Below are 23,662 nucleotides of genomic sequence, written 5' to 3'. Positions count from 1 at the left end.
CTTTTAGTCGCGGCCGTGCCTGCCGTGCTCTTTCCCGTGCCCCTCTTCCCTGTCGTGGTGTTCTTCCTTGTAGTGCCCCAAATGCCTGCCGTGGTCTTCGTGGTGCCTTTTTTTCATGTAGACGCGCCTGTGGTTCTCCACGTAATAGGGGCGCCCGGCTTCGACGTAGATCCTCACCCCCGGAGGGGCCGGGATGTAAGCGCCCAGTTGGATGTTCAGGTCCACCGAGCTGGCTTGGGCCGCTCCCGGTCTAGCGACGGCGAAGGCGGCAGCGGCTACAACTGCCAGGGTTAAAACGACTTTTTTCATTTGTCTCCTCCGTTTTAAGGGCGCCCGGCGTGTCGCCGCGCCGGGCGTTATCCGGGATTGCGGCAACAAAAAAGCCGGGGCCAAAAATATCGATCGATATTTCGGCGACCCGGCTGTCTCTTGGAGACCCTGTAGGCTTTCCGTCCCATCCTCGCGGATGGTTTAGTATTGTCGTCTATCTATGCTGGAATGTGATGGAAACATAGCGCAAGGTCTGAGGCATGTCAAGGCTGCTTTTCAATCAGTTGGTTCCGGGACTTTTGTCAGAGGGTATCCGCTTTTGTGAAAGGATTGTAGTGCCTCAAGTTCCCAGACAGTAAAAAGACTTAAAGTCTTCACTAAATTTGCCGAAGATAATCAATGCGGATGCGGAATATGCGTGGACCCACTTACATTGCTTCAATGTTATATCGAGATGCACGAGGGGATAAAATGGTTAGAACCATTCTCGAGATCGGTAATGCCAAGTACGAGATCAACTGTGACGCGCTGAAGAGATTTATGCGCGAAGCCAGGCAATCCGCAGTGCTCAGGGGCGAACTTGAAGATGACAAGGAAAAGGTGTTGACCTATGCGGCAGGCGCCAAGGCGCCGGTCGAAGCGTCGATCGATATGGTATTTGACGAGGTGTTGCAGCTGTACAACGAGTACGCGAGAACTGAGGATCTGGTCGTGCTGGTGCAGTTAAAGTCCAAGCTGGAGCAGGTCTCGTTGCGATACAAGAGCCTGGCCCTCGCAGAGGAGGTCCTCAACATCAACAGCTGCCTCCCTTACGAACTGCGGGTGAACTGCTCCCAGGGGAAAGGCGGTATTCAGGGCGAGAGCTAGGGAAGGGTCGGCGGGCTTAATTTGATTCGTGAAGGCTTGGCGCTACAAGGCGGCGGGTCTTTTCTTTTTTTGAGGGATCAGGATCTGGTTGCTGTGGGCAGGCAGCACTCTTCGCGGCTTTTACGTCTTTTCTCCTGTATCATTTCCCACTCCTGCTTCAATTTCTCGGGTTCGGTGGTCAACCTCTGCATGAAGCTGAGCAATCGCTCCTCGGCGTCCCCTGAAAAATTAATGAACTTCACCCCCACCATGGAAAAAAAGCTGTGCACGATGCAGGCGGTAATGACTACAGGCGCGGTCTCGGGCTCCAAAACGACAGAGAACGTGCAGCAGTCGCCGACAGGGATCATTATGCACTCGTCCGCGCTGATCAGCGCGCCCCTCAAGGAGACATTCTCCAGTCGGCACTTGTAGTCCATCCCGAAATGTGACAGTTCGCCGGGCGCCCTGCTTTGTACCCGGTGAAAACGCCGCTGTTCCATATAGTCATCCCCCTCTGCAGTGTAATAGACGTCGGGCAGGATTCTTATCGTCAAAGAGGATACCCGACATTAGGAGTTTTTGGAAAAATTATTACAGCCTAACGCTGTGCGGGTGCCGACTCTCTTTGCCGTTGCGCGGGGCTCTGTCGACTTCTGCAGCAAGGCCGCCGGGCGCGTGTCCGGACAGCTTTTCCATTGACTTCGGGGGGCAACTATTGTATTAAGTAGCGTTTCCTGGATTTGTGATGCCGGTCTAGGTGGGGTTGGGAAGCCTGCAGGCCGCGCAGAACCTAAATAAAAGAAGTTACGAGGGCAGAGCTTCAATGGAAAACAAGATCAGGGTGTTCAGCGGTAACTCCAATCCTATTCTGGCAGAAAAGATCTGTGATTGCCTGAAGGTGCCCCTGGGGAAGGCAAAGGTCAAGACCTTCTCCGACGGCGAGATCATGGTCGAGATCGGCGAGAACGTCCGCGGGCGTGACATCTACGTGGTGCAGTCGACCTGCTGTCCGACCAACAACAATCTGATGGAACTGCTGATCATGATCGACGCCCTGAAGAGGGCTTCGGCGGCTACCATCACCGCCGTTATCCCCTACTACGGCTATGCGCGCCAGGACCGCAAGGCCGCACCGAGGACCCCGATCACTTCCAAGCTCGTGGCCGACCTGATCACTACTGCCGGCGCCGCCAGGGTGGTGACCGTGGACCTTCACGCGGGGCAGATCCAGGGCTTTTTCAATATCCCTGTGGACAACCTCTACGCCGCTCCGGTTTTGCTCGCCCACCTGAAGAGCCGCTTCGCCGACGATCCGGACAACCTGGTCATGGTGTCGCCGGACGCAGGCGGGACCGAACGCGCCAGGGCCTTCGCCAAGAGGCTCGGCTGCACGCTGGCCGTCATCGACAAGCGCCGTACCGGCCCGAACGTGGCCGAGATCATGCACCTGATCGGCGACGTGAAAGGTAAAAACGCCATCATCCTGGACGACATGATCGACACGGCAGGGACCTTGACCCAGGCAGCTCTCGCTCTGAAACAGCACGGCGCCGCCAACGTCTACGCCTGCGCCACACATGGCGTGCTTTCCGGCCCCGCGATCGACAGGATCAACGCCTCGGTCATCGAGAAAGTCGTCATCACCGATACGGTTCCCCTGGGCGAGAAAGCGGAGCTTTCGGACAAGATCAGGGTGCTTTCCGTTGCAGAACTTTTGGGAGAAGCGATCCGCCGCATCCATGAGGATGAATCGGTCAGCTCGCTTTTCGTGTAATTGAAATTCAAAAAAACGTCATTGGGTCATTAAATACCAAGATCGACATCGGAGGATGTATGAGTAAGCAGGTGCTGAAAGCTGAACTGAGAGAGCAAACTGGCAAGGGTATCTGCCGCCGCCTGAGGGCTGCCGGCCGCGTTCCGGCCGTTGTGTACGGCAAAGGGATCGCTCCCGTATCCATTTCCCTGGGGCAGAAGGAACTTTCCGAAGCCATCGCAGGCGAGGGTGGCCGCAACCACATCCTGACCCTTGAGTGCGCGGGCGAGCTGAACGGCGCCAGCGTGATCGTCGCCGACCTTCTGCGCGACAGCCTGAAGAACGTGCCGCGTCACGTCGACCTGCACAAGATCAACCTGGCGGACAAGGTCAAGGTTCATGTCAAGCTGAACCTGGTAGGCACCCCGGCCGGCGTCAAAGCCGGCGGCTTCCTTGACTTCGCCATGCACGAAGTCGAAGTCGAGTGCCTCCCGGTCCACATCCCGGCCCACATCAACGTCGACGTGGCAGAACTGCTGATCGGCCACTCCGTTCACGTAGGCCAGATCGTCGCTCCGATCGGCACCGCAATCCTCTCCGACCCCAAAGCGTCCGTGGTCAGCATCCTCGGCCGCAAGGGTGCCGCAGAGGAAGAGGCCGCTCCCGCCGCCTAATCCAGGAATCGTATGGCAGCAAAACTTATCGTAGGGCTCGGCAACCCCGGGCCAAAGTACTCATGGACCCGCCACAACGCGGGTTTCATGGTTTTGGACCGCTTAGCCAGCCTCTCGGGAATCCAGGTCACCAGGAAGGCCTTCTCCGGCCTTTCTGGTGACGGAAACTGGTCCTCCGAGCGGGTCTACCTCCTCAAGCCGCAGACCTTCATGAACCTGTCGGGGCGCTCCGTCGCGGAGGCGCTTCGCTTCTACAAACTGTCCCTCTCAGATCTCATCGTGATCCATGACGACCTGGATATCCCGTTCGGCAAGGTAAAGCTCAAGGAGGGAGGCGGCCACGGCGGGCACAACGGCCTGCGCTCGCTGGCCCAGGAGCTCGGCTCTTCCGCCTATGCGCGCATCCGCGTCGGCATCGGCCGCCCCGTGCACGGCGACGTGGTGAACTTCGTGCTCACGAACTTCGCCAAGGAAGAGATGGATTCTCTCCTCGAGGTGCTGGACACCTCGGTCGACGCGCTGGAGATGATGATCAAGGAAGGGATGCCCAAGGCAATGAGCATCTTCAACGCCAGGTAGCAGATCCCCACTTCACGAAGGTGGACTTTATAGCACTCCCCCCGGCAATGGGTTGAGTTTTCAAAAGGATACGTCATGGGTTTCAATTGCGGTATCGTCGGCCTCCCCAACGTGGGGAAGTCCACCATCTTCAACGCGCTCACCTCGGCCGGGGCCGAGTCCGCCAACTACCCCTTCTGCACCATCGATCCCAACGTCGGCATCGTCGCGGTTCCGGATCCGCGCATGGACAGGCTCGCCGAGATCGTACACCCGGAGCGGATGCAGCCGACCACCATCGAGTTCCTCGACATCGCGGGGCTGGTCAAAGGCGCAAGCCAAGGTGAGGGGCTGGGGAACAAGTTCCTGGGGCACATCCGTTCCGTCGACGCAATCCTGCACGTGGTGCGCTGCTTCGACAACGAGAACGTGGTGCACGTAAGCGGCAGCGTTTCGCCGGTGCGCGACATCGAGGTGATCCAGACCGAACTGGCGCTGGCAGACCTGGACACGGTGGAAAAGCGCCTGCAGCGTACCGAGAAACAGGCCAGAAGCGGCGACAAGAAGGCGAAGGAAGACGTAGATTTCTGCCTCAAGGTGAAATCCACCCTGGAGCAGGGGCTCTCGCCGCGCGACATGGCCGAGACCGAGGACGAGAAGCTGATACTGCGCGACATGCACCTCATGACGGCCAAACCGGTTCTTTACGTGGCGAACGTGGCCGAGGACGACCTGGAAGGGAAGCACCCCTACGTCGAGGAAGTGCGCCAGCTGGCAGCGAAGGAAGGAAACGGCGTCGTCTTCATCTGCGGCTCCATCGAGGCCGAGATTTCCGAACTGGAAGGCGAGGAGAAACAGGCGTTTCTAGAGGAAATGGGGCTGGCGGAGTCGGGCCTTGACCGTCTGATCCGTTCCGGCTACGAGCTTTTGGGCCTGATCACCTACTTCACCGCCGGTGTCAAGGAAGTCCGCGCCTGGACCATCACCAAGGGAACCAAGGCTCCCGGAGCCGCGGGCGTCATCCACTCCGACTTCGAAAAGGGCTTCATCCGCGCCGAGGTAATCGCTTACCAGGATTACATCGCCTCCGGCGGCGAGGCCGGCGCCAAGGAGAAGGGGCTCATGCGGCTGGAAGGTAAAGAATACGTGGTGCAAGACGGCGACGTGATGCACTTCAGGTTTAACGTCTAAAAGGCAGATTAAGATTGAGATTAAGATTGAGGAAAGGCGGGGTTAGGGGAGGCAGGTAGAGATAAAGATAGAGATTAAGGAAAGGCGGACTGCAGAGGCGGGCGATGCTCCTGCTGGTGCTGCTTGTTTTCTTAATCTCAATCTTAATCTGCCTCACCTCTGTTTTTTCCTTGTCAAACAGGATTATCTGTAGTAAATAAACGCGTTCACCAGAACGGCCTAGTGCCGTATCTCCTTGCTCCGGGTCGGACCGGGGCTAAATTAACCGTGAGGAGGCTTAACAATGAGCAGGATGTACGAGACGATCTACATCGTCCAGCCGGACCTCGGTGATGAAGAGATCAAAGCTCTTTCCACCAAGGTACAGGACGTGATCGCCAGCATGAACGGCGATTTCAAAAGGGTTGAAGACTGGGGCACCAGGAAACTGGCATACCCGATCAACAAGAACCCGCGCGGCCGTTATTTTTACCTCCGCTTCGACGGCGATTCCGGACTGATCGCCGAACTGGAGCGCCGCCTGCGCCTTGACGACAAGGTCATCAGGTACCAGAGCGTCAAGCTCGAAACTGAAGTGGTTGCCCCGGCTGCCGCTCCGGTGAAGAGCGCCGAGGAAGGGACTGAGGAAGTTGCCGCTGAGGCTGCTACCGAGGCACCGGCCGAAACGACTACTACGGTGGAGGGATAAAAGATGGCTGACGAAAGAGCACCCCAGAGAAGCACCAGCGGCCCCAGGAAGAAAAGGCCGTTTCAGCGTCGTAAAGTTTGCCGTTTCTGCGCTGACAAGCAGGTAACCATCGATTACAAGGACCCGCGTACCCTGCGTTACTTCGTGTCCGAGCGCGGCAAGATCATCCCGCGCCGTATCTCCGGTAACTGCTCCAAGCACCAGAGGGAAATCACCGAAGCGATCAAAAGGGCAAGGAACATAGCCCTGCTTCCGATCGCCGGCAGCCACGCTACCGCCTAGTGTCGCTTAAGGTGAACCCAGTACAGGGGCAGATTCTTGATGTAGTGAAGGGGAGCGTCGCCACGGTGACGCTCTTCCTTGCTTTCGTCTACTTCCCCGTGCTCGGCATGATCCCGGGCTTTTTCGCGCCGCTCCCCGGCGCTTACTACGCCCTGAAGAACGACAGGAAGATCGGGCTTTTGGTGCTGCTGACCTCGTCGGCGCTGCTCCTCGGCCTGGCGGATTCAACGCTCCTGCTGGTCTACCTGCTGCAGGCAGGCGTTCTCTCCCTGGCGCTTCCCGAGTTTTTGCTCCGGTTGAAAGGGGGCGCCCGATCGATCGTCTACTCGGTCGCCATCAACCTGCTGGTCATGCTCGTTGCCGCCCTGCTCTACAGCTGGGACACCGGGGCCGATCTGCACGCCAAGGTGACCAAGGGGGTGCAGTCGAGCATCACCCAGACCGCTTTGCTCTATGAGAAGGCGGGGGTCAAGGGGGACGAACTCAAGGCGATGCAGGAGTCGATGCAGCAGGCGGGCGAACTGGTCATCACCATCTACCCCGCGCTCGTCACCGTGTCGCTTGGACTTGTGGCCTGCATGAACCTCTTGGTTCTAGCCAGGGTCGCCAACCGGGTCCGGATGCCGCTCTACGTTGGAGATTTCAAGAAGTACCGCAATCCCGAGCCGCTGGTATGGCTTTTGATTGCCTCGGGGTTCGGTATGCTGGCGCCGAGCACCCCTGTTTACCTGGCCTCGCTGAACGTGCTGATCGTGGTTGCCGCCCTTTACTCAGTTCAGGGTTTCGCCGTCATCAGCCACTACTTCTGCAAGCTCCAGGTTCCGAAGTTCATCAGGCTTTTGTCCGCCCTGTTCCTGATCATCCAGCCCTTCATGGTGCTGGCGGTCGCGGTGCTGGGTGTTTTCGACCTCTGGGGAGATTTCAGATCCCCCAAAAAACAGTAAAACCTGTAAATAACCAGGCTAGGAGGCAACATGAAGGTAATTCTCAAAGAAAACGTAGACAATCTCGGCCACATCGGCGACATCGTAAAGGTAGCACCGGGCTACGCCCGCAACTTCCTGCTCCCGAAAGGCTTCGCCATCGAGGCTACCGAGAAGAACGCTAAAGCGCTCGAGCACGCCAAGCGTCACCTCGAATACAAGAAAAACAAGGTTCTCGAGGCAGCCAAGCAGCTGGCAGCCAAGATCGAAGGCCTTTCCCTTTCCATCGCGCATCAGGCTGGCGCAGACGACAGGCTCTTCGGCGCCGTCACCAACATGGAACTGGCAGAGCAGCTCAAGGCAAACGGCATCGAAATGGACCGCAAGCGCATCGTCCTCGCCGAGCCGATCAAGCAGCTGGGCGATTTCACCGCAACCGTGAAGATCCACCCGGAAGTGAGCGCAACCCTGAAAGTGGCCGTGACCAAAGCCTAAGCGCTGCGGTTCCAGCTGCTTCACAGTTCGCCGGCATCATTAAAAAGGCCGCGCTCCCGACAAGGAGCGCGGCCTTTTTTTATCCAGAGTAGCTGCGAACCCCGAAACCGGAGCCTGAGCATGAATATCGAAAAGTTTCACAAGAAGGATGTCGCCTACAGGCAACTGCAGACCGCGCTCAAGCTTTTCTTTGCCGGCGCTGACCTCTTCAGCGTCATCACGCTGGCTGCGGCCGCAGAGGAGATACTGGGCGAACTGCTGCGCCAAAAGAAAGGGGAGGAGAGAAGAGGGTTCCAGTCGGTGATGCACCTTTTCACCAGCCCCAAAACAGAGCCCGTTTCGTCCGGCACCTTGAATGAAAGCGAAATCTACCTGCACCTGGACCTGCGTCAGGAGGCTCTATTTCTATTGGGGCGCAGCGTGGACGACTACCTCGCGCTGGAGGGGAGTGCGACGGAAGAGATGCTCCGCTTCGATCGGGAGTTTCGTGCGGGAAAGGGGTAGGGTTCCATGGTCGGTGACAAGAGCCCATGCTTGCACAGGTTGATTCTCCCTATATATTTGTGTGGTAAATTTAATGTGACCTTGAATTCAACCGTAAGAGTCGGACGAGCAGGTACCGGCACAGCATCGATCATTCAACCAGCCGGTACCATAGGGGGTATAAATGAACAAGAAAGTCGGTGTGTTGCTGGTGCATGGGCTAGGTGCGGTGTCTGACGACTTCGCGCACGACACGGTGCATGAACTGCGGGAGCGGATCGCCGGACGTGGCCTGAACCGCGACGAGATCGCCTGGCAATCCGTCTACTGGAACCCGCTGCTCTCCGCCAAGGAGAACCGCCTCTGGGTGGACCTCTGCGCGGACAACGACCTCAACTGGGCCAAGTTGCGCAAGTTCTTCATAAACAGCTTCGGCACCATCACCGCCTACGCATATGACAGAGACCAGCCGGATTCCCTGTATCAGAGGATCCACGGGTTGGTCCGCGACTCACTCAAGGAGCTGCGCGCAAACATCGGCGCCGACCGGCCGCTGCTGGTGATCGCCCATTCGCTCGGGTCGGTGATCATGTCCGACCACATCTGGGACCGGCAGAAAGGTAAGGATGAGGAGCGCTACGGAGCGACCCCTTTCGAAAGGATGGAGACGCTGGCCGGCTTTATCACCTTGGGAAGCAATATCCCCATGATGACTGTGGCCTTGGACGAGGTGGCGGCGATAGAATTCCCCCCCTCCTCGCTCGCCGAGGATTACCGGAAAAAGGCCAAGTGGTTGAACCTCTACGACTCAGACGACGTCTTGGGGTGGCCGCTGAAGCCGCTCAGTCCGAGCTACGAGAAAGCGGTGAGCGAGGATATCGAGGTGAGCGTCGGCAACATCCTGACGGCCTGGAACCCCACCAGCCATGCCGCCTACTGGACCGATGACAGCGTGATCAAGCCTACCCTGTACCTCCTGGGGTCGCTTTTGGAGGGGCCGTTACGGAAGGTGCCTGTGGAGGAACAGCAGTCGATGATGGGTTTCCCCGACTGACTCTCCCGCCATCTCAAATGAAAAAGGCGCTTCCGTGGTTATACGGAAGCGCCTTTTTTGTTACCTCTTTGGAACTACAGCTTCAGGCTAGACGATCTTCTGCATGCCCTTCATGGCGGCGCGCAGCTCGGCGCCGACTTCCTCGACCAGATGGCTGCGGATCTCGGCGTTGACCGCAACCAAGAGCTGGTTGTCCACGCTGTTGTCCTTAGCCGCAAGCCCTTTGCCGATCACGTCGGTGCCGACCTTGGACATGAAGTCCTTGAGCAGGGGTACGCAGGCGTGGGAGAACAGGTAGCAGCCGTACTCGGCGGTGTCGGAAATGACGCGGTTCATCTCGTACAGTTTCTTTCTGGCGATGGTGTTGGCGATGAGCGGGGTCTCGTGCAGAGACTCGTAGTAGGCGCTCTCCGGCTCGATGCCGGTCTGCACCATGGTCTCGAAGGCGAGTTCCACGCCTGCCTTGACCATGGCGACCATCAGGATCGCCTTGTCGAAGTACTCCTGCTCGGAGATCTCGCCGGCTGCCTCGGTCTTCTCGAACGCGGTCTGGCCGGTCTGCTCGCGCCAGGTGAGGAGTTTCACGTCGTCGTTGGCCCAGTCCTCCATCATGGTGCGGGAGAACTCGCCGCTCATGATGTCGTCCATGTGTTTCTGGAACAGCGGGCGCATGATGTCCTTCAGCTCGTCGGCCAGCTTGAAGGCGATGAGCTTCGCCGGGTTGGAGAGGCGATCCATCATGTTGGTGATGCCGCCGTGCTTGAGCGCCTCGGTGATGGTCTCCCAGCCGTACTGGATCAGCTTGACGGCGTAGGGTGCGGCGATGCCGTTTTGCGTCATCTTGTCGAAGCAAAGAAGGGCGCCCGCCTGCAGCATACCGCAGAGGATGGTCTGCTCGCCCATCAGGTCCGATTTGACTTCGGCCACGAAAGAGGACTCCAGCACGCCGGCGCGGTCGCCACCCTGAGCGGAAGCAAGCGCTTTGGCGATCTCAAGGCCGTCGCCGTTGGGGTCGTTCTCGCCATGCACGGCGATAAGGGTCGGGACGCCGAAGCCGCGCTTGTACTCGGCGCGCACCTCGGAGCCGGGGCATTTAGGGGCGACCATGACGACGGTTAAGTCCTTGCGGATCTGAGTCCCTTCTTCGACGATGTTGAAGCCGTGGGCGTAGCTGAACACGGCGCCCTGCTTCATGAAGGGAATGACGGTATCGACGACGTTGCTGTGCTGCTTGTCCGGGGCGAGGTTCATGACGATGTCGGCGCCGGGGAGCAGTTCCTCGTAGGAGCCTACCTTGAAGCCGTTCTCGGAGGCGTTCAGGTAGGACTGACGCTTCTGCTCTATCGCTTCTTTCCTCAGGGTGTAGGAGACGTCCAGCCCGCTGTCGCGCATGTTGAGACCCTGGTTGAGCCCCTGTGCGCCGCAGCCGACGATGACGATCTTCTTACCTTTGACGTACTCGCAGCCGTTGGCGAACTCGGATGCGTCCATGAAGCGGCAGGTGCCCAGTTCCTGGAGCTGGCGGCGCAGCGGCAGGGTGTTGAAATAGTTCACTCCCATCGGTATTCCCTCCTGAATCTATGTTGTGGTGTGGTTACAAGTCTGAAAGTGTGCCGACTGTATACCATATTTCACATTGCGTAAATTGAATTATTGTGCATATTGTATTGCGCCTGGCGCAACGTGGACTTCCCTCACCCCGGCCCTCTCCCGGAGGGCGAGGGGGAATGGACTCATGGTCTTGATGGACGCGATGGACAACCTTGAACTGATGATCACTAGAGGACAAAACATGGACCTGCGGGAACTGGAAGTATTTCTCACCGTCGCCGAGACACTCCACTTCGGTCGCGCCAGCCAGGCCTGCAACCTGAGCCCGTCGGCTTTGACCCGGACTATTCAGCGCATGGAGGAGCAACTGGAACAGCCGCTTTTCCTGCGCGACAACAGGACGGTAACGCTTTCGCCGGCGGGGGAGCGCCTCAAAAGCTACGCCCGCCTCTGCCTGCAGGAGTGGCAGAGCTTCCGCGCCGCCATAAAGGACGAGCAGTCGGTGGCGGGAACGTTATCTATATACGCTTCCATCACCGCGGTCTACAGCCTGCTTCCCGAACTGCTGGAGTCGTACCGGGAAAAGTACCCGGAGGTCCAACTTGAATTGAGGACGGGGGCCGCGGAGCAGGCGGTGACGCAGGTGCAAAACGGGGAGATAGACCTTGCCGTGGCGGCACTCCCCGACCGGCATAGCTCGAACTTGGAATTTCTCCCCATCGCCACCATACCGCTCATCTTCATCGCGCCGCGCCACGCGATTGCTGCGGATGTTCCGCAGGAGGGTGGCGAACTCGACCTCTCCCGGGCACCGCTGGTGTTGCCGCAGACAGGGCTTTCCCGAAGGAGGCTCGATCAGTGGCTCAAGGAGCACCGCATTTCGCCAAACATCACCTCCGAGGTCTCGGGCAATGAGGCCATTATCGCCATGGTGCGGCTTGGCTGCGGGGTCGGCATCGTGCCGCAACTGGTTCTGGAGCGAAGCCCCTTCAGGGACGAGGTGGCGGTGCTGGAGAAGGCGCCTTCATTGAAACCGTACGAGGTGGGGCTTTGCTGCGGCAGGCGCAACCTGCAGCGCCCCAGCGTGAAGGCATTCTGGCAACTGGCGGAGAAGCAGTCTATAAACCAAAAGAAGGTCACGCAAAGACGCAAAGGCGCCAAGTAAAATCTATATTTCCTCTTCATCGATTGTCATTGATCCTGCCGCGACTGTCACCAAGAGGGAGTTCACGCTCTGTTGTCTTTGCGTCTTTGCGGCTTTGCGTCACATGGTTTTCGCCTTGCCTTCGCTTCTCCCCTGTGCTATATAAGTTCGCTGTTTAAAATTCGCACGCCCCCTAATCATTGCCGGTGGTGCCCGCAACGCGGGTTCCGGCATTCCAGGTGGCGGAGGGAAAACCAAAAGGAGAAACACCACATGTCGAACATCACCATGAAGGAACTGCTGGAAGCCGGTGTCCATTTCGGTCACCAAACCAAGAGATGGAACCCGAAAATGAAGCCATACATCTTCGGCGCTCGTAACGGGATCTACATCATCGACCTGCAGAAGACCGTAAGGCTCTTCAAGAACGCTTACAGCTTCGTCACCGACGCAGCACAGGCAGGCGAGACCGTTCTCTTCGTCGGCACCAAGAAGCAGGCACAGGACTCCGTGGCGGAAGAGGCACAGCGCTGCGGGCAGTTCTACGTCAACGACCGTTGGCTGGGCGGCATGCTCACCAACTTCGCTACCGTGAAGCAGAGCATCGACCGTCTCAAGCGTCTCGACGCCATGATCGCTGACGGCACCATCGAGGCTTACACCAAGAAAGAGCAGCTGAAACTTGCCAAAGAGCGCGAGAAGCTGGAGAAGACCCTGGGCGGCATCAAGGGTATGGGCAAGGTCCCGGGCGTTCTGTTCGTTGTCGACCCGAAAAACGAAGAGATCGCTGTCAGCGAAGCGAAGAAGCTGGGGATCCCGGTCGTCGCCATCGTCGACACCAACTGCGATCCGGACGACATCAACTACGTCATCCCGGGCAACGACGACGCTATCCGCGCCATTCGCCTCTTGACCAGCAAGATGGCTGACGCAGTCCTCGAAGGCGGTCAGGCAAGGAACGCACGTCTCCAGACCGGCGCCGAGGAAGAGTTCTCCACCGAGGGCGAAGAGGTCGTGGAAGAGACTCCGGCCGAGGCTTAATCAGCTCCGCCCCTTCCTGCCGAAACTGCAGTACCGATCGATAACAACATCTATGAAGCCCGCGTCCTTGGGCGCGGGCGACTGTGGAGGATAACGTGAGCATTACAGCGGCACAGGTAAACGAACTCAGAAAAGCAACTGGTGCAGGCCTCATGGACTGCAAGAAGGCGCTGACCGAAACCGGCGGCGATCACGAGAAGGCGATCGACTACCTCCGTACCAAGGGCCTGGCAGCCGCCTCCAAGAAGGCCGGCCGTGCGGCAACCGAAGGGCTCGTCGGCTCCTACATCCACGCCGGCGGCAAGATCGGCGTCCTGGTGGAAGTCAACTGCGAGACCGACTTCGTCGCCAAGAACGAGAACTTCCAGGGCTTCGTGAAGGACATCGCGATGCACATCGCTGCAGCATCCCCGCTCTACGTTCGCCGTGAAGAAGTGCCGGCTGAACTGATCGAGCGCGAGAAGGCGATCTACCGCGAGAAGGCAAAGGAAAGCGGCAAGCCGGCAGCCATCATCGAGAAGATCCTCGACGGCCAGATCAACAAGTTCTTCGCAGACATCTGCCTCCTCGAGCAGACCTACGTGAAGGACCCGGACAAGACCATCCAGACCTTCCTCAACGAGACCATCGCCTCCATCGGCGAGAACATGAGCATCCGCCGCTTCGCCAAGTTCGTCCTGGGCGAAGGGCTTGCCAAGAAAGAAAGCGACTTCGCGGCTGAGGTCGCTGCGGCGGTCGGCCAGTAAGACGTCCCAAAAGAGCCGGCCATGAACCATGGGCGGCTCTTTTTCTATCTGCAGCAAGGCCGGTGCCCCGGCACCGTCCGTTTTTCCCCGCTGATCAAGGGAGCCGGCCCTCCGACTCCCCAATCCGATCCAACAGCAGTTTTTTTCCCGCAACAAAGAAGGTAAGGTGACAACGATGGGAGAACCTCATTATAAAAGAGTACTTCTGAAACTCTCCGGCGAGGCCCTTGGGGGCGAGCAGGGGTATGGCATCGACCCGAACACCATCACCGCTATCGCCCGCGAGGTGAAGCAGGTGGTAGAACTCGGGGTCGAGCTTTCGCTGGTGATCGGCGGCGGCAACATCTTCCGCGGCCTCGCGGCCTCCTCCAAGGGGATGGACCGCGCCAGCGCCGACTACATGGGGATGCTGGCCACCATGATCAACTCCCTGGCCATGCAGGACGCGCTGGAGAAGGTCGGTGTAGACACCCGCGTGCAGTCCGCCATCGCCATGGCCGAAGTGGCCGAGCCTTACATCCGCAGGCGTGCCGTCAGGCATCTGGAAAAGGGAAGGGTGGTCATCTTCGGCGCCGGCACCGGCAACCCCTACTTCACCACCGATACCGCAGCAAGCCTCAGGGCGATGGAGATCGGCGCCGACGTGATCCTCAAGGGGACCAAGGTCGACGGCGTCTACTCCGCAGACCCGGCCAAGGACAAGACCGCCACCAAGTACGGGACGCTCAGCTACCTCGAGGTGCTGAGAAAGGGGCTCCAGGTAATGGACGCCACCGCGATCTCGCTTTGCATGGACAACAGCCTCCCGATCATCGTCTTCGACGTGACCACCGACGGCAACGTCGTCCGGGTGGTCAACGGTGAACCGATCGGTACCCTCGTCAAGGAAGGAGAATAGCATGGTCAAGGATGTCATCTCCAGCATGAACGTCCATATGGACAAATCCATAGAATCGCTCAGGAAAGAGTACCAGAAGGTGCGCACCGGCCGTGCCAGCACCTCTTTGTTGGACGATATCAAGGTCGACAGCTACGGCACCCTTTCGCCGCTGAACCAGGTAGCGACCCTCGCCATCCCCGAGGCGCGCACCATCACCATTTCGCCCTGGGACTCGAAGATGATCGCGCCCATCGAGAAGGCCATCATGAACTCCAACCTGGGGCTCAACCCGGCCAACGACGGCAAGATGATCCGCCTGACTCTTCCTCCCCTCACCGAGGAGAGGCGCAAGGATATCGTGAAGCAGCTGAAGCGTGACGCCGAGGACGCCAAGGTCGCTCTGAGAAACATCCGTCGCGACGCCATCGACCAGTTGAAGAAGCTGGAGAAGGACAAGTCCATTTCCGAGGACGAGCAAAAGCGCGCCGAGAAGGAAGTCCAGGACTTCACCAACAGCCACGTCGCCAAGGTGGACGAGGTGCTGCTCCACAAGGAAAAAGAGGTTATGGAGGTCTAACGGCCTGTGCGGCAGGGGGGAGCACTCCCCCCTGCTGACCGACCGGCCCCTCTCCATTTGCGCAAACCCCCGACCCGCCGGGGATTTTTTGTTTTCAGGATGGTCATGGATAGCTTAGATCGGAAGAACCTCCCGGCGCATCTCGCCGTCATCATGGACGGCAACGGCCGCTGGGCCAAGCAGCGCATGTTACGCAGGATCGTTGGGCACCAAAAAGGAGTTGAGACTGTCCGGGTGATAGTGGAGGAATGCTCGCGTCTGGGCATCGGCTATCTTACCCTGTTCGCCTTCTCCGCCGAAAACTGGCTCCGGCCCAAGACCGAGGTCAAGGCACTGATGGCGCTCCTGAAGCAATACATCCGCGGCGAGACCGCGCGGATGATGCAAAACGACATCCGTTTCAACGTGATAGGAAACCGCTGCGACCTCCCCGAGGACGTGAACCGCGAGATCGAAAGCGCCATCCAGAAGACCGCCGGGAACCGCGGCATGCTGCTCACCCTGGCGCTTTCCTACGGCAGCCGCCAGGAGATCGTAGCGGCGGCCAAAAGGCTCGCCAAGGATGCGGCGGCGGGAAGGCTCGACCCCGAGGCGATCGATGAGGCGAGCTTCACCGGCTCGCTCTTCACCGCGGGAATCCCGGACCCGGACCTGCTGATCAGGACCAGCGGGGAGATGCGCATCAGCAACTTCCTCCTCTGGCAGTTGGCCTACGCGGAGCTCTACTTCACCGAGGTGAACTGGCCCGACTTCGACCGCAACGAGTTGGCCCGCGCCTTCCGGGACTTCCAGTCCAGGGAGCGCAGATTCGGCATGACCAGCGAACAGCTCTGCCAAGGCGAGCCCGAGGCTTAATCTTCCCGGGGGGAAGCCCCATAGGAGTACGCCATCAAACGACTAGCCACCGCAGCGGTGCTGCTGCCGCTTGTGATACTGTTCATCCTGAAGGCCTCGGCATTCCAGTTCTCGCTGCTGGTTTTCCTGCTCGCGCTATTGGGGCTCGACGAGTTCTACCGGATGTCGCTCCCTGCCCGTCGCGGCGAGGGGAGGGCGGCCGCAGCGGCAGGTGCGCTTTCCCTTTTCACCATCTTCGCCGGGAATCCCGTCTTCCCCCTCATGGCGCTTACCTTGCTGGTGCTCGCCTTCTGCCTGGTCTCGCTCTTCAGGCTTAAGGAGATCCGGCAGGCGGCCCCCGACGCGGCCCTTTTGCTGACGGGTTTTCTCTACGTGCCGCTGCTCCTTGCCCACCTGGTCCTGATCCGGATGCTCCCCCACGGCACCTCCTGGCTCTTCCTGATCATGGTCATCGTCATGGCCGGCGACAGCGCCGCCTACTACGTCGGCTCCACCTTCGGCAAAAACAGGCTCTACCCCGCGGTGAGCCCGAAAAAGAGCATCGAAGGTTCCCTGGGAGGACTCGCGGGCAGCCTCGCCGGCGCCGTGATCGCCAAGTACACCTTCTTCCCGGAGCTGGCCATCTCTGACTGCATCGCCACGGCGCTCCTTCTGGGCGTGTTGGGGCAGTTGGGGGACCTCTTCGAATCGCTGATCAAAAGAAACTGCGGGGTCAAGGATTCCGGCACCATCATCCCCGGGCATGGCGGCATACTGGACCGGCTGGACAGCATACTTTTTGCGGCGCCTGCCGCGTATTACTACGCCTATTTCCTGCTTCGCTGATAAAGCGGGGCGCCTTCCCGCGCCCGGCTGTCGCCGCCGCCGCTTCCGGTCCCAATCTACGAGGGCCCAGGCGTATTTGACTTGAGATAACTGCGAGGGACAATGAAAAACCTCACCATCCTAGGTTCCACAGGTTCCATCGGGGTCAGCACCCTCGACGTGGTCAAAGCGTATCCCGACATGTTCCGGGTGGTCGCGCTTACCGCAGGGAACAACCTCGAACTCTTAAAGACCCAGATAGAGACCTTCAGCCCCGACCTGGTCTCGGTGCTGACCGCCGAGAAGGCCCAGGCCCTCAGCCGGTCGCTCACCGGCAAAAAGCCCGAGATAATGCATGGCGTGGAGGGGATGATAGCCGCCGCGACCGCATCCGAAACCACCATGGTGGTGGCGGCCATCGTCGGTGCCGCAGGGCTTGTTCCCACCACGGCCGCGATCATGGCGGGAAAGGACGTGGCGCTCGCCAATAAGGAGACACTGGTAACCGCAGGCCATCTGGTGATGCAGATGGTGCGCGAGAAGAAGGTGAATCTTTATCCGGTCGACAGCGAGCATTGCGCGGTGTTCCAGTCCATGGCGGGGCACCGCAGCCAGGACATTGCCCGGGTGATCCTCACTGCTTCCGGCGGCCCCTTCCTCAACTGGGGAAGAGAGAAGTTGCAAGCCGCGACGGTTGCCGACGCGCTCAACCATCCCAACTGGAGCATGGGGAGAAAGATCACCGTTGACTCGGCCACCATGATGAACAAGGGGCTTGAGGTGATCGAGGCCCGCTGGCTTTTCGATATCCCGGTGCAGAGAATAGGGGTGAACATCCATCCGCAAAGCATCATCCACTCCATGGTGGAATATGTGGACGGGAGCGTGATGGCGCAACTGGGGACTCCCGACATGAAGGGGCCCATCGCCTACGCGCTCACCTACCCGGGCCGCGTACCCTCCGGGGTCAAGGCGCTTGATCTCACCGCGCTTTCGGGGCTCACCTTCTTCAAGCCGGACACGGACCGCTTCCCCGCTTTGCAGCTCGCCTATCGCGCGGCTGACGCCGGGGAAAGCATGCCGGCGGTCATGAACGCCGCCAACGAGATCGCCGTCGAGGCGTTCCTCGGTGGAAGGATCGGCTTCATGGCCATAGCCGAGGCGATCGAGAAGGTGATGGACCTGCACGAGCCGCACGCGCTGGCATCGATCGAAGAGGTGCTGGAGGCGGACCGTTGGGGTAGGAGAACCGCCAAGGAAGTCCTTGGCGTAGGCTGCTGAAACAAAGGCTTTTCTTCGGGTGCAATAGGGCACGCGAAGGCACCAGCTTTCCGGTGCGGTCCGGTTGCCGGCCGCGGTCCGGTTGAGGAAACGTTATGAGCATACTTTTCGCAATCATCGCCCTCGGGGCTCTGATTTTCTTCCATGAGCTCGGACACTTCCTCTTCGCCAAGGCTTTCGGGGTCGGGGTGGAGAAATTCTCTCTCGGCTTCGGCCCCAAGATCTACGGCAGGAAAATAGGCGAGACCGAGTACCTCCTGTCGGCGCTCCCCTTGGGGGGATACGTGAAGATGGTGGGGGAGGGGGAGGACGTCGAGATCTCCGAAGAGGACCGCGCCCGCTCCTTCGCCGAGAAGCCGGTGCTGCAGCGGATCGTGATCGTCGCGGCCGGGCCCATCTTCAACCTCCTCTTCGCCTACATCCTTTTCATCATCATCTTCATGGTTGGGGTCCCCGCCGTCACCACCAAGGTGGGGGACGTCGTTGCCGATAAACCCGCCGCCAAGGCAGGCGTGAAGGCCGGCGACACCATCCGCTCCGTGAACGGCAAGCCCGTGGCGCGCTGGGACGACTTCGCGAAGATCATCGCCGAGGGGAAGCTCGCGCCGGTCGAGGTAGAGGTGCAGCGGGGGCAGACCCCCCTGAAATTCACCATGGTCCCGGAGAGCCGCACCAGCAAGAACCTCTTGGGGGACACGGTGACCCAGCCGGTGATAGGCGTGGTTGCAGCCGGCGAGACCGTGATTGACCATTTCCCCCCGGGCGAGGCGATAACGAGGGGGAGCGCCCAGTGCTGGAACGTGATCAGGCTCACCGTGCTCTCGCTGGTGCGCCTGGTCGAGCGCGCCATCCCGCTGGACAACATCGGCGGCCCGATCATGATCGTGAAGATGGCGGGGGAACAGGCGGCAGCCGGCGGGGTGAGCTTCCTCGCTTTCGTGGCGCTCTTGTCGGTGAACCTGGGCGTCCTGAACCTTTTGCCGGTGCCGATTCTCGATGGCGGGCACCTGGCGTTTTTCCTGATCGAACTGGTGACGGGGAGACCGCTCAGCAAGAGGGCCCGGGAGATCGCCCAGCAGGTTGGGCTCGTGCTCCTGATCGGCCTCATGATGCTCGCCTTCTACAACGACATCGCCCGCATGTTCGCCCAAAAGGCGTGACGGCAGAGGAAAACGACGTGAAGATACTCACCATCGACACCTCCAGCAACTGCTCCTCCGTCTCCTTGAGCGACGGCTCCACCCTTCTGGGCGAGTGCATCCTGGGCGAGGACCGTTCCAATTCCGGGCGCCTGCTGGAATCGGTCTCGGGCCTCTTGAAGGCGGCCAAGCTTACCCCCGAGGGGCTCGACGCTTTCGCGGTCTCCCTAGGGCCTGGCTCCTTCACCGGGGTCCGGGTCGGCATCGCCACGGTGAAGGGGCTTGCCCTGGCCACCGGGAAGCCCGTCGTCGGTTTCTCGTCGCTAGCCATGCTGGCCATGAACCTTCCCTTCAGCTCCCACCCGGTGGCGCCCATGTACGACGCCCGCAAGGGCGAGGTGTACGCCGCGCTTTACCGCTGCGGTTCGCTTCCCGAAACGCTCCGCTCTGACGCGGTTATAGGGCCGAAGGAGTTTCTTTCGGGGATCGTGAAGCCCACCATCTTCGTGGGCGACGGCGCCGTGCGCTACCGCGAACTGATCGTCTCGACCCTTGGGGAGCTCGCCATCTTTCCCCCTTGGCACGCCAACCTCCCCCGAGCCTGCGCCGGTGCCGTCATCGCGCACGAGGCCGCGCTTTCCGGGAAGTTCACCCCGCTTGCTTTGCTCAACCCCACCTACCTGCGCGCCTCCGAGGCGGAGATCGCCAAACGCCGCCGCGACGGACTTTAACGCCGTTTGGTAGCTGTTGACAGTTCAGTTTTAATGTATTATGTTGTCCCTTCCTTCGTTCTCCTATAACCTCTCTTAAACACTCTGTTTTTGGCTATATCAACTGCCGGTTTGGCGATTCCGAACAGGGTCGCGCCGGTTTAAGGGGAAATCTATATGCGTAGCGACACTATCACCCAAGGTTTGGAACGGACCCCGCACCGCGCGCTCTTGAAAGGGACCGGGCTTCCGCAAAGCGAGATGGGGAAGCCGTTCATCGGCATCGCTACCAGCTTCACCGATCTGATTCCGGGGCACGTCGGCATGCGCGACCTGGAGCGTTTCATCGAGAAGGGTGTCCACACCGGCGGCGGTTATTCCTTCTTCTTCGGGATACCCGGGGTCTGCGACGGCATCTCCATGGGGCACAAGGGGATGCACTACTCCCTCCCCACCCGCGAGCTGATCGCGGACATGGTCGAGTCGGTCGCCGAGGCGCATCGCCTGGACGGCCTCGTGCTCTTGACCAACTGCGACAAGATCACCCCGGGCATGCTCATGGCTGCCGCGAGGCTCGACATCCCCTGCATCGTAGTCACCGCCGGCCCCATGATGAGCGGCCGCGGCGACGCAGGTCGTAAGTATTCCTTCGTCACCGACACCTTCGAGGCCATGGCGCGCTACAAGGCGGGGGTCATCGACGACGCGGAGCTCGCGCGCTGCGAGGAGAACGCCTGCCCGGGCATGGGTTCCTGCCAGGGGCTTTTCACCGCCAACACCATGGCCATCCTCACCGAGACGCTCGGCATGAGCCTGCCGCGCTGCGGCACCGCACTCGCCGTCTCCGCGCTCAAGCGCCGCATCGCCTTCGCCTCCGGCGAGCGCATCGTCGACCTGGTGCGCCAGAACATCACCCCGCGCTCCATCCTGACCCGCGAGGCGTTCGAGAACGCCATCAGGGTTGACCTGGCGCTGGGCGGCTCCTCCAACACGGTGCTGCACCTCTTGGCCATCGCCCACGAGGCAGGCGTCGAGCTCCCGCTGGAGACCTTCGACATCCTCGCCAAGGAGACCCCGCAGCTTGCCTCCATGAACCCGGCCGGCGAGCATTTCATGGAAGACCTGGACGTCGCAGGCGGCGTCGCCGGGGTGCTGAAGCAGTTGGGCGACAAGATCCACGACTGCCCGACCCTCATGGGGCTCAGCACCAAGGAGATCGCGGCGAGCCTGAAGGGTGTCGACGAGGAAGTGATCCATCCGCTCTCGAACCCGGTCAAGAAGGAAGGTGGCATCGCCGTTCTCTTCGGCAACATCTGCCCCAAGGGTGCTGTGGTCAAGCAGTCGGGCGTATCCGACAAGATGATGAAGTTCACCGGCACCGCGCGCTGCTTCGACTCCGAGGACAAGGCGATGGCTGCCATGATGGGTGGCGTGGTGAAGGGGGGAGACGTGGTCGTCATCCGCTACGAAGGGCCCAAAGGGGGCCCGGGGATGCGCGAGATGCTCGCTCCCACCGCGGCGCTCATGGGGCTTGGGCTTGGCGACTCCGTGGCGCTCATCACCGACGGCCGCTTCTCCGGCGGCACCCGCGGCCCCTGCATCGGCCACATCGCGCCCGAAGCGGCGGCCGGCGGCCCGATCGGCCTCATCGAAGACGGCGACACCATTGAACTGGACATTCCGGCACGCTCGCTCAAGGTCATGGTGAGCGACGAGGTGCTGGCAGAACGGCGCGCCCGCTGGGTCGCCCCCGAGCCGAAGATCAAGAAGGGTTGGCTCGCCCGCTATGCGAAGGTGGTTACCTCGGCCCACACCGGCGCCATCACCACCGCTGAATAAAACCTCGACCCCCTTTACCAAGGGGCAGGGGCAGGCACGCCTTTACCATGGCGGCGTCGGCCTCAGGGGACGGCTTCATTACTAGTGGTTCCAGGCTTACCAAGCCCGGGACCGATCAATAGCAGGCAGGCAAACTGCCCGCGGCATGGGGGAAAACATGAAAATGAACGGCGCACGAATTCTGTTGGAGTGCCTCAAACGGGAGGGGGTCGACACGATCTTCGGCTATCCCGGGGGTACGGTCATCAACCTCTACGACGAGCTCTTCTCGTTCAAGGAGATCAGGCACATCCTGCCGCGTCACGAGCAGGCAGGGGTCCACGCAGCGGACGGTTACGCACGCGCGACCGGGAAGGTAGGGGTCGCCATAGCCACCTCCGGTCCGGGCGCCACCAACACCATCACCGGCATCGCCACCGCCTACATGGACTCCATCCCGATGGTGATCGTCACCGGGCAGGTTCCCACCGCGCTGATCGGCAACGACGCCTTCCAGGAAGCCGACATCATCGGCATCACCCGTCCCTGCACCAAGCACAACTTCCTGGTGAAGGATGTCAAAGACCTCCCCACCATCATGAAGAAGGCCTTCTACATCGCCCGCACCGGCCGCCCCGGCCCGGTCCTCGTGGACCTGCCGAAGGACGTGCAGATGGCGCAGGCCGAGTTCCACTACCCGGAGACGGTCGAGATCCGCGGCTACAAGCCGAACCTCGAAGGGCACCCGAAGCAGGTGGAGAAGGCGGTAACCATGATCACCCAGGCCAAGCGCCCGGTGCTCTACGTGGGGGGCGGCGTCATCCTCGGGAACGCCGCGGCGGAGCTCACCGCCTTTGCCAAGCGCCTCGCCATACCGGTCACCACCACCCTCATGGGGCTCGGCGCCTTTCCGGAGAACGATACGCTGTCGCTGGGGCTTCTCGGCATGCACGGCACCTACTACGCCAACATGGCCGTGTCGAACTGCGACGTCCTGATAGCCATCGGCGCCCGTTTCGACGACCGCGTCACCGGCAAGATCGCCTCCTTCGCGCCGCACGCGAAGATCGTGCACGTCGACGTCGACCCCACCTCCATCAAGAAGAACGTCCGCGTCGATCTCCCCATCGTGGGGGATGTGCGCGACGTCCTCGCCAAGATGCTGAAGGCGGCCGAGCTGGTCTGCCCCGACGCCAAGGTATGCCAGGACGCCATCGCCCCCTGGACCGCCGAGATCGAGGGGTGGAAGGCGAAGCACCCGATGTCCTACAAGCAGTCCACCACCACCATCAAGCCGCAGTACGTGATCCAGAGGCTGCGCGCGCTTTCCGACCCCGACGCCATCGTCGCCACCGACGTGGGGCAGCACCAGATGTGGACCGCGCAGTTCTTCGGTTTCACCACCCCCAGGACCCTTCTTTCCTCCGGCGGCCTCGGCACCATGGGTTACGGCCTTCCCGCGGCCATGGGCGCGCAGGCTGCCTTTCCCGAGCGCCAGGTGATGGTGGTCTGCGGCGACGGCGGCTTCCAGATGAATCTGCAGGAGCTAGCCACCATAGTGCAGAACCGGCTCAACGTGAAGATCTGCATCCTGAACAACAATTTTCTGGGCATGGTGCGCCAGTGGCAGGAGCTCTTCTTCGACAAGCGCTACTCCTCCACCTGCATGGAACTCCCCATCGACTTCATAAAGCTCGCCGAGGCCTTCGGCGCCACCGGTCTCCAGGCCACCAAGGTCGACGAGGTCGACGAGGTGATCAAGAAAGGGTTCGCCACCAACGGCCCGGTCCTGATGGAGTTCAAGGTCGCCCGCGAGGAGAAGGTGCTCCCGATGGTTCCCGCCGGAGCGTCCCTCACCGAGATGGTGTTGGCGTCGTAACCCCAATTGACGGCGTA

Annotated in this window: 26 protein-coding genes and 1 riboswitch; of the genes, 23 read left to right on the top strand and 3 right to left on the bottom strand. The window is 60.5% G+C overall.

All coding sequences use genetic code 11. From position 1 onward, the window contains the following. Positions 1-3 precede the first annotated feature (3 nt). Complete coding sequence (locus GBEM_RS13830) at positions 4-309, bottom strand: hypothetical protein (protein ID WP_012531201.1); 306 nt, start codon at positions 307-309, stop codon at positions 4-6. Between the two features lie 100 nt (positions 310-409). Beyond that, positions 410-486, bottom strand: a riboswitch (cyclic di-GMP riboswitch). 255 nt (positions 487-741) lie between these two features. Between GBEM_RS13830 and GBEM_RS13825 the strand changes: the two genes are divergently transcribed. Next, positions 742-1,137 carry a hypothetical protein gene (locus tag GBEM_RS13825; RefSeq protein ID WP_012531200.1) on the top strand — a complete coding sequence of 132 codons (396 nt, stop codon included), beginning with the start codon at positions 742-744 and terminating at the stop codon, positions 1,135-1,137. A 77-nt stretch (positions 1,138-1,214) separates the two neighbouring features. Here GBEM_RS13825 and GBEM_RS13820 read toward each other — a convergent pair whose 3' ends face one another. Continuing rightward, a complete protein-coding gene (locus GBEM_RS13820; RefSeq protein WP_012531199.1) occupies positions 1,215-1,619 on the bottom strand; it encodes a PilZ domain-containing protein in 405 nt (134 codons plus the stop codon). 323 nt (positions 1,620-1,942) lie between these two features. Between GBEM_RS13820 and GBEM_RS13815 the strand changes: the two genes are divergently transcribed. The 10 genes from GBEM_RS13815 to GBEM_RS13770 all read left to right on the top strand — a co-directional run bounded on the left by GBEM_RS13815 (position 1,943) and on the right by GBEM_RS13770 (position 9,220). Continuing rightward, positions 1,943-2,893, top strand: coding sequence for a ribose-phosphate pyrophosphokinase (locus GBEM_RS13815; protein WP_012531198.1), 951 nt, complete (start codon positions 1,943-1,945; stop codon positions 2,891-2,893). 59 nt (positions 2,894-2,952) lie between these two features. After that, entirely contained in the window at positions 2,953-3,546 is a 594-nt protein-coding gene (locus GBEM_RS13810) for a 50S ribosomal protein L25 (protein WP_012531197.1), read from the top strand. Positions 3,547-3,558: 12 nt separating this feature from the next. After that, positions 3,559-4,125 carry an aminoacyl-tRNA hydrolase gene (gene pth / locus GBEM_RS13805; protein ID WP_012531196.1) on the top strand — a complete coding sequence of 189 codons (567 nt, stop codon included), beginning with the start codon at positions 3,559-3,561 and terminating at the stop codon, positions 4,123-4,125. A 75-nt stretch (positions 4,126-4,200) separates the two neighbouring features. After that, complete coding sequence (gene ychF / locus GBEM_RS13800; RefSeq protein WP_012531195.1) at positions 4,201-5,295, top strand: redox-regulated ATPase YchF; 1,095 nt, start codon at positions 4,201-4,203, stop codon at positions 5,293-5,295. A 283-nt stretch (positions 5,296-5,578) separates the two neighbouring features. Beyond that, the gene (gene rpsF, locus GBEM_RS13795) at positions 5,579-5,983 is read left to right on the top strand and encodes a 30S ribosomal protein S6 (RefSeq protein WP_012531194.1); all 405 of its coding nucleotides are present in this window, start codon (positions 5,579-5,581) and stop codon (positions 5,981-5,983) included. A gap of 3 nt (positions 5,984-5,986) precedes the next feature. Continuing rightward, a complete protein-coding gene (gene rpsR, locus GBEM_RS13790; RefSeq protein WP_012531193.1) occupies positions 5,987-6,265 on the top strand; it encodes a 30S ribosomal protein S18 in 279 nt (92 codons plus the stop codon). A gap of 11 nt (positions 6,266-6,276) precedes the next feature. After that, positions 6,277-7,209, top strand: coding sequence for a YybS family protein (locus GBEM_RS13785; protein ID WP_226373864.1), 933 nt, complete (start codon positions 6,277-6,279; stop codon positions 7,207-7,209). Positions 7,210-7,239: 30 nt separating this feature from the next. Then, positions 7,240-7,683, top strand: coding sequence for a 50S ribosomal protein L9 (gene rplI / locus GBEM_RS13780; protein ID WP_012531191.1), 444 nt, complete (start codon positions 7,240-7,242; stop codon positions 7,681-7,683). A 120-nt stretch (positions 7,684-7,803) separates the two neighbouring features. Further along, positions 7,804-8,187: a hypothetical protein gene (locus tag GBEM_RS13775; RefSeq protein WP_012531190.1), complete on the top strand. Its 384-nt coding sequence runs from the start codon at positions 7,804-7,806 to the stop codon at positions 8,185-8,187. A 163-nt stretch (positions 8,188-8,350) separates the two neighbouring features. Beyond that, complete coding sequence (locus GBEM_RS13770) at positions 8,351-9,220, top strand: hypothetical protein (protein WP_012531189.1); 870 nt, start codon at positions 8,351-8,353, stop codon at positions 9,218-9,220. An 87-nt stretch (positions 9,221-9,307) separates the two neighbouring features. Here the strand turns inward: GBEM_RS13770 and ilvC are convergent, their stop codons facing one another. Then, a complete protein-coding gene (ilvC, locus tag GBEM_RS13765) occupies positions 9,308-10,780 on the bottom strand; it encodes a ketol-acid reductoisomerase (protein ID WP_012531188.1) in 1,473 nt (490 codons plus the stop codon). A 175-nt stretch (positions 10,781-10,955) separates the two neighbouring features. On the opposite strand from ilvC, the gene ilvY reads away from it, so the two are divergent. The 12 genes from ilvY to ilvB all read left to right on the top strand — a co-directional run bounded on the left by ilvY (position 10,956) and on the right by ilvB (position 23,645). Further along, complete coding sequence (ilvY, locus tag GBEM_RS13760) at positions 10,956-11,936, top strand: HTH-type transcriptional activator IlvY (RefSeq protein ID WP_012531187.1); 981 nt, start codon at positions 10,956-10,958, stop codon at positions 11,934-11,936. 252 nt (positions 11,937-12,188) lie between these two features. Continuing rightward, positions 12,189-12,956: a 30S ribosomal protein S2 gene (gene rpsB / locus GBEM_RS13755; RefSeq protein ID WP_012531186.1), complete on the top strand. Its 768-nt coding sequence runs from the start codon at positions 12,189-12,191 to the stop codon at positions 12,954-12,956. Between the two features lie 95 nt (positions 12,957-13,051). After that, positions 13,052-13,702, top strand: a complete 651-nt coding sequence (tsf, locus tag GBEM_RS13750; RefSeq protein ID WP_012531185.1) for a translation elongation factor Ts — start codon at positions 13,052-13,054, stop codon at positions 13,700-13,702. A gap of 175 nt (positions 13,703-13,877) precedes the next feature. Further along, positions 13,878-14,600 carry a UMP kinase gene (gene pyrH / locus GBEM_RS13745; protein WP_012531184.1) on the top strand — a complete coding sequence of 241 codons (723 nt, stop codon included), beginning with the start codon at positions 13,878-13,880 and terminating at the stop codon, positions 14,598-14,600. Position 14,601: 1 nt separating this feature from the next. Next, positions 14,602-15,159, top strand: a complete 558-nt coding sequence (gene frr / locus GBEM_RS13740; RefSeq protein WP_012531183.1) for a ribosome recycling factor — start codon at positions 14,602-14,604, stop codon at positions 15,157-15,159. Between the two features lie 105 nt (positions 15,160-15,264). Then, positions 15,265-16,014 carry an isoprenyl transferase gene (locus GBEM_RS13735; protein ID WP_012531182.1) on the top strand — a complete coding sequence of 250 codons (750 nt, stop codon included), beginning with the start codon at positions 15,265-15,267 and terminating at the stop codon, positions 16,012-16,014. A gap of 33 nt (positions 16,015-16,047) precedes the next feature. Continuing rightward, a complete protein-coding gene (locus GBEM_RS13730) occupies positions 16,048-16,839 on the top strand; it encodes a phosphatidate cytidylyltransferase (RefSeq protein WP_012531181.1) in 792 nt (263 codons plus the stop codon). Between the two features lie 102 nt (positions 16,840-16,941). Further along, on the top strand, positions 16,942-18,099 hold the full coding sequence (locus GBEM_RS13725; protein WP_012531180.1) for a 1-deoxy-D-xylulose-5-phosphate reductoisomerase: 1,158 nt from the start codon (positions 16,942-16,944) through the stop codon (positions 18,097-18,099). Between the two features lie 95 nt (positions 18,100-18,194). Further along, complete coding sequence (gene rseP, locus GBEM_RS13720; RefSeq protein WP_012531179.1) at positions 18,195-19,259, top strand: RIP metalloprotease RseP; 1,065 nt, start codon at positions 18,195-18,197, stop codon at positions 19,257-19,259. Between the two features lie 17 nt (positions 19,260-19,276). Continuing rightward, the gene (gene tsaB / locus GBEM_RS13715) at positions 19,277-19,969 is read left to right on the top strand and encodes a tRNA (adenosine(37)-N6)-threonylcarbamoyltransferase complex dimerization subunit type 1 TsaB (protein ID WP_041262772.1); all 693 of its coding nucleotides are present in this window, start codon (positions 19,277-19,279) and stop codon (positions 19,967-19,969) included. A 156-nt stretch (positions 19,970-20,125) separates the two neighbouring features. Continuing rightward, positions 20,126-21,787, top strand: coding sequence for a dihydroxy-acid dehydratase (gene ilvD, locus GBEM_RS13710; RefSeq protein ID WP_012531177.1), 1,662 nt, complete (start codon positions 20,126-20,128; stop codon positions 21,785-21,787). A 157-nt stretch (positions 21,788-21,944) separates the two neighbouring features. After that, complete coding sequence (gene ilvB, locus GBEM_RS13705; RefSeq protein ID WP_012531176.1) at positions 21,945-23,645, top strand: biosynthetic-type acetolactate synthase large subunit; 1,701 nt, start codon at positions 21,945-21,947, stop codon at positions 23,643-23,645. Positions 23,646-23,662: the final 17 nt, after the last annotated feature.

Origin of the sequence: Citrifermentans bemidjiense Bem (assembly GCF_000020725.1) — a bacterium.
In the GTDB taxonomy this organism is placed as follows: domain Bacteria; phylum Desulfobacterota; class Desulfuromonadia; order Geobacterales; family Geobacteraceae; genus Geomonas; species Geomonas bemidjiensis.
The sequence above is the reverse complement of the archived record's forward strand: the minus strand, read 5'-3'. Positions and strand labels throughout refer to the sequence as shown.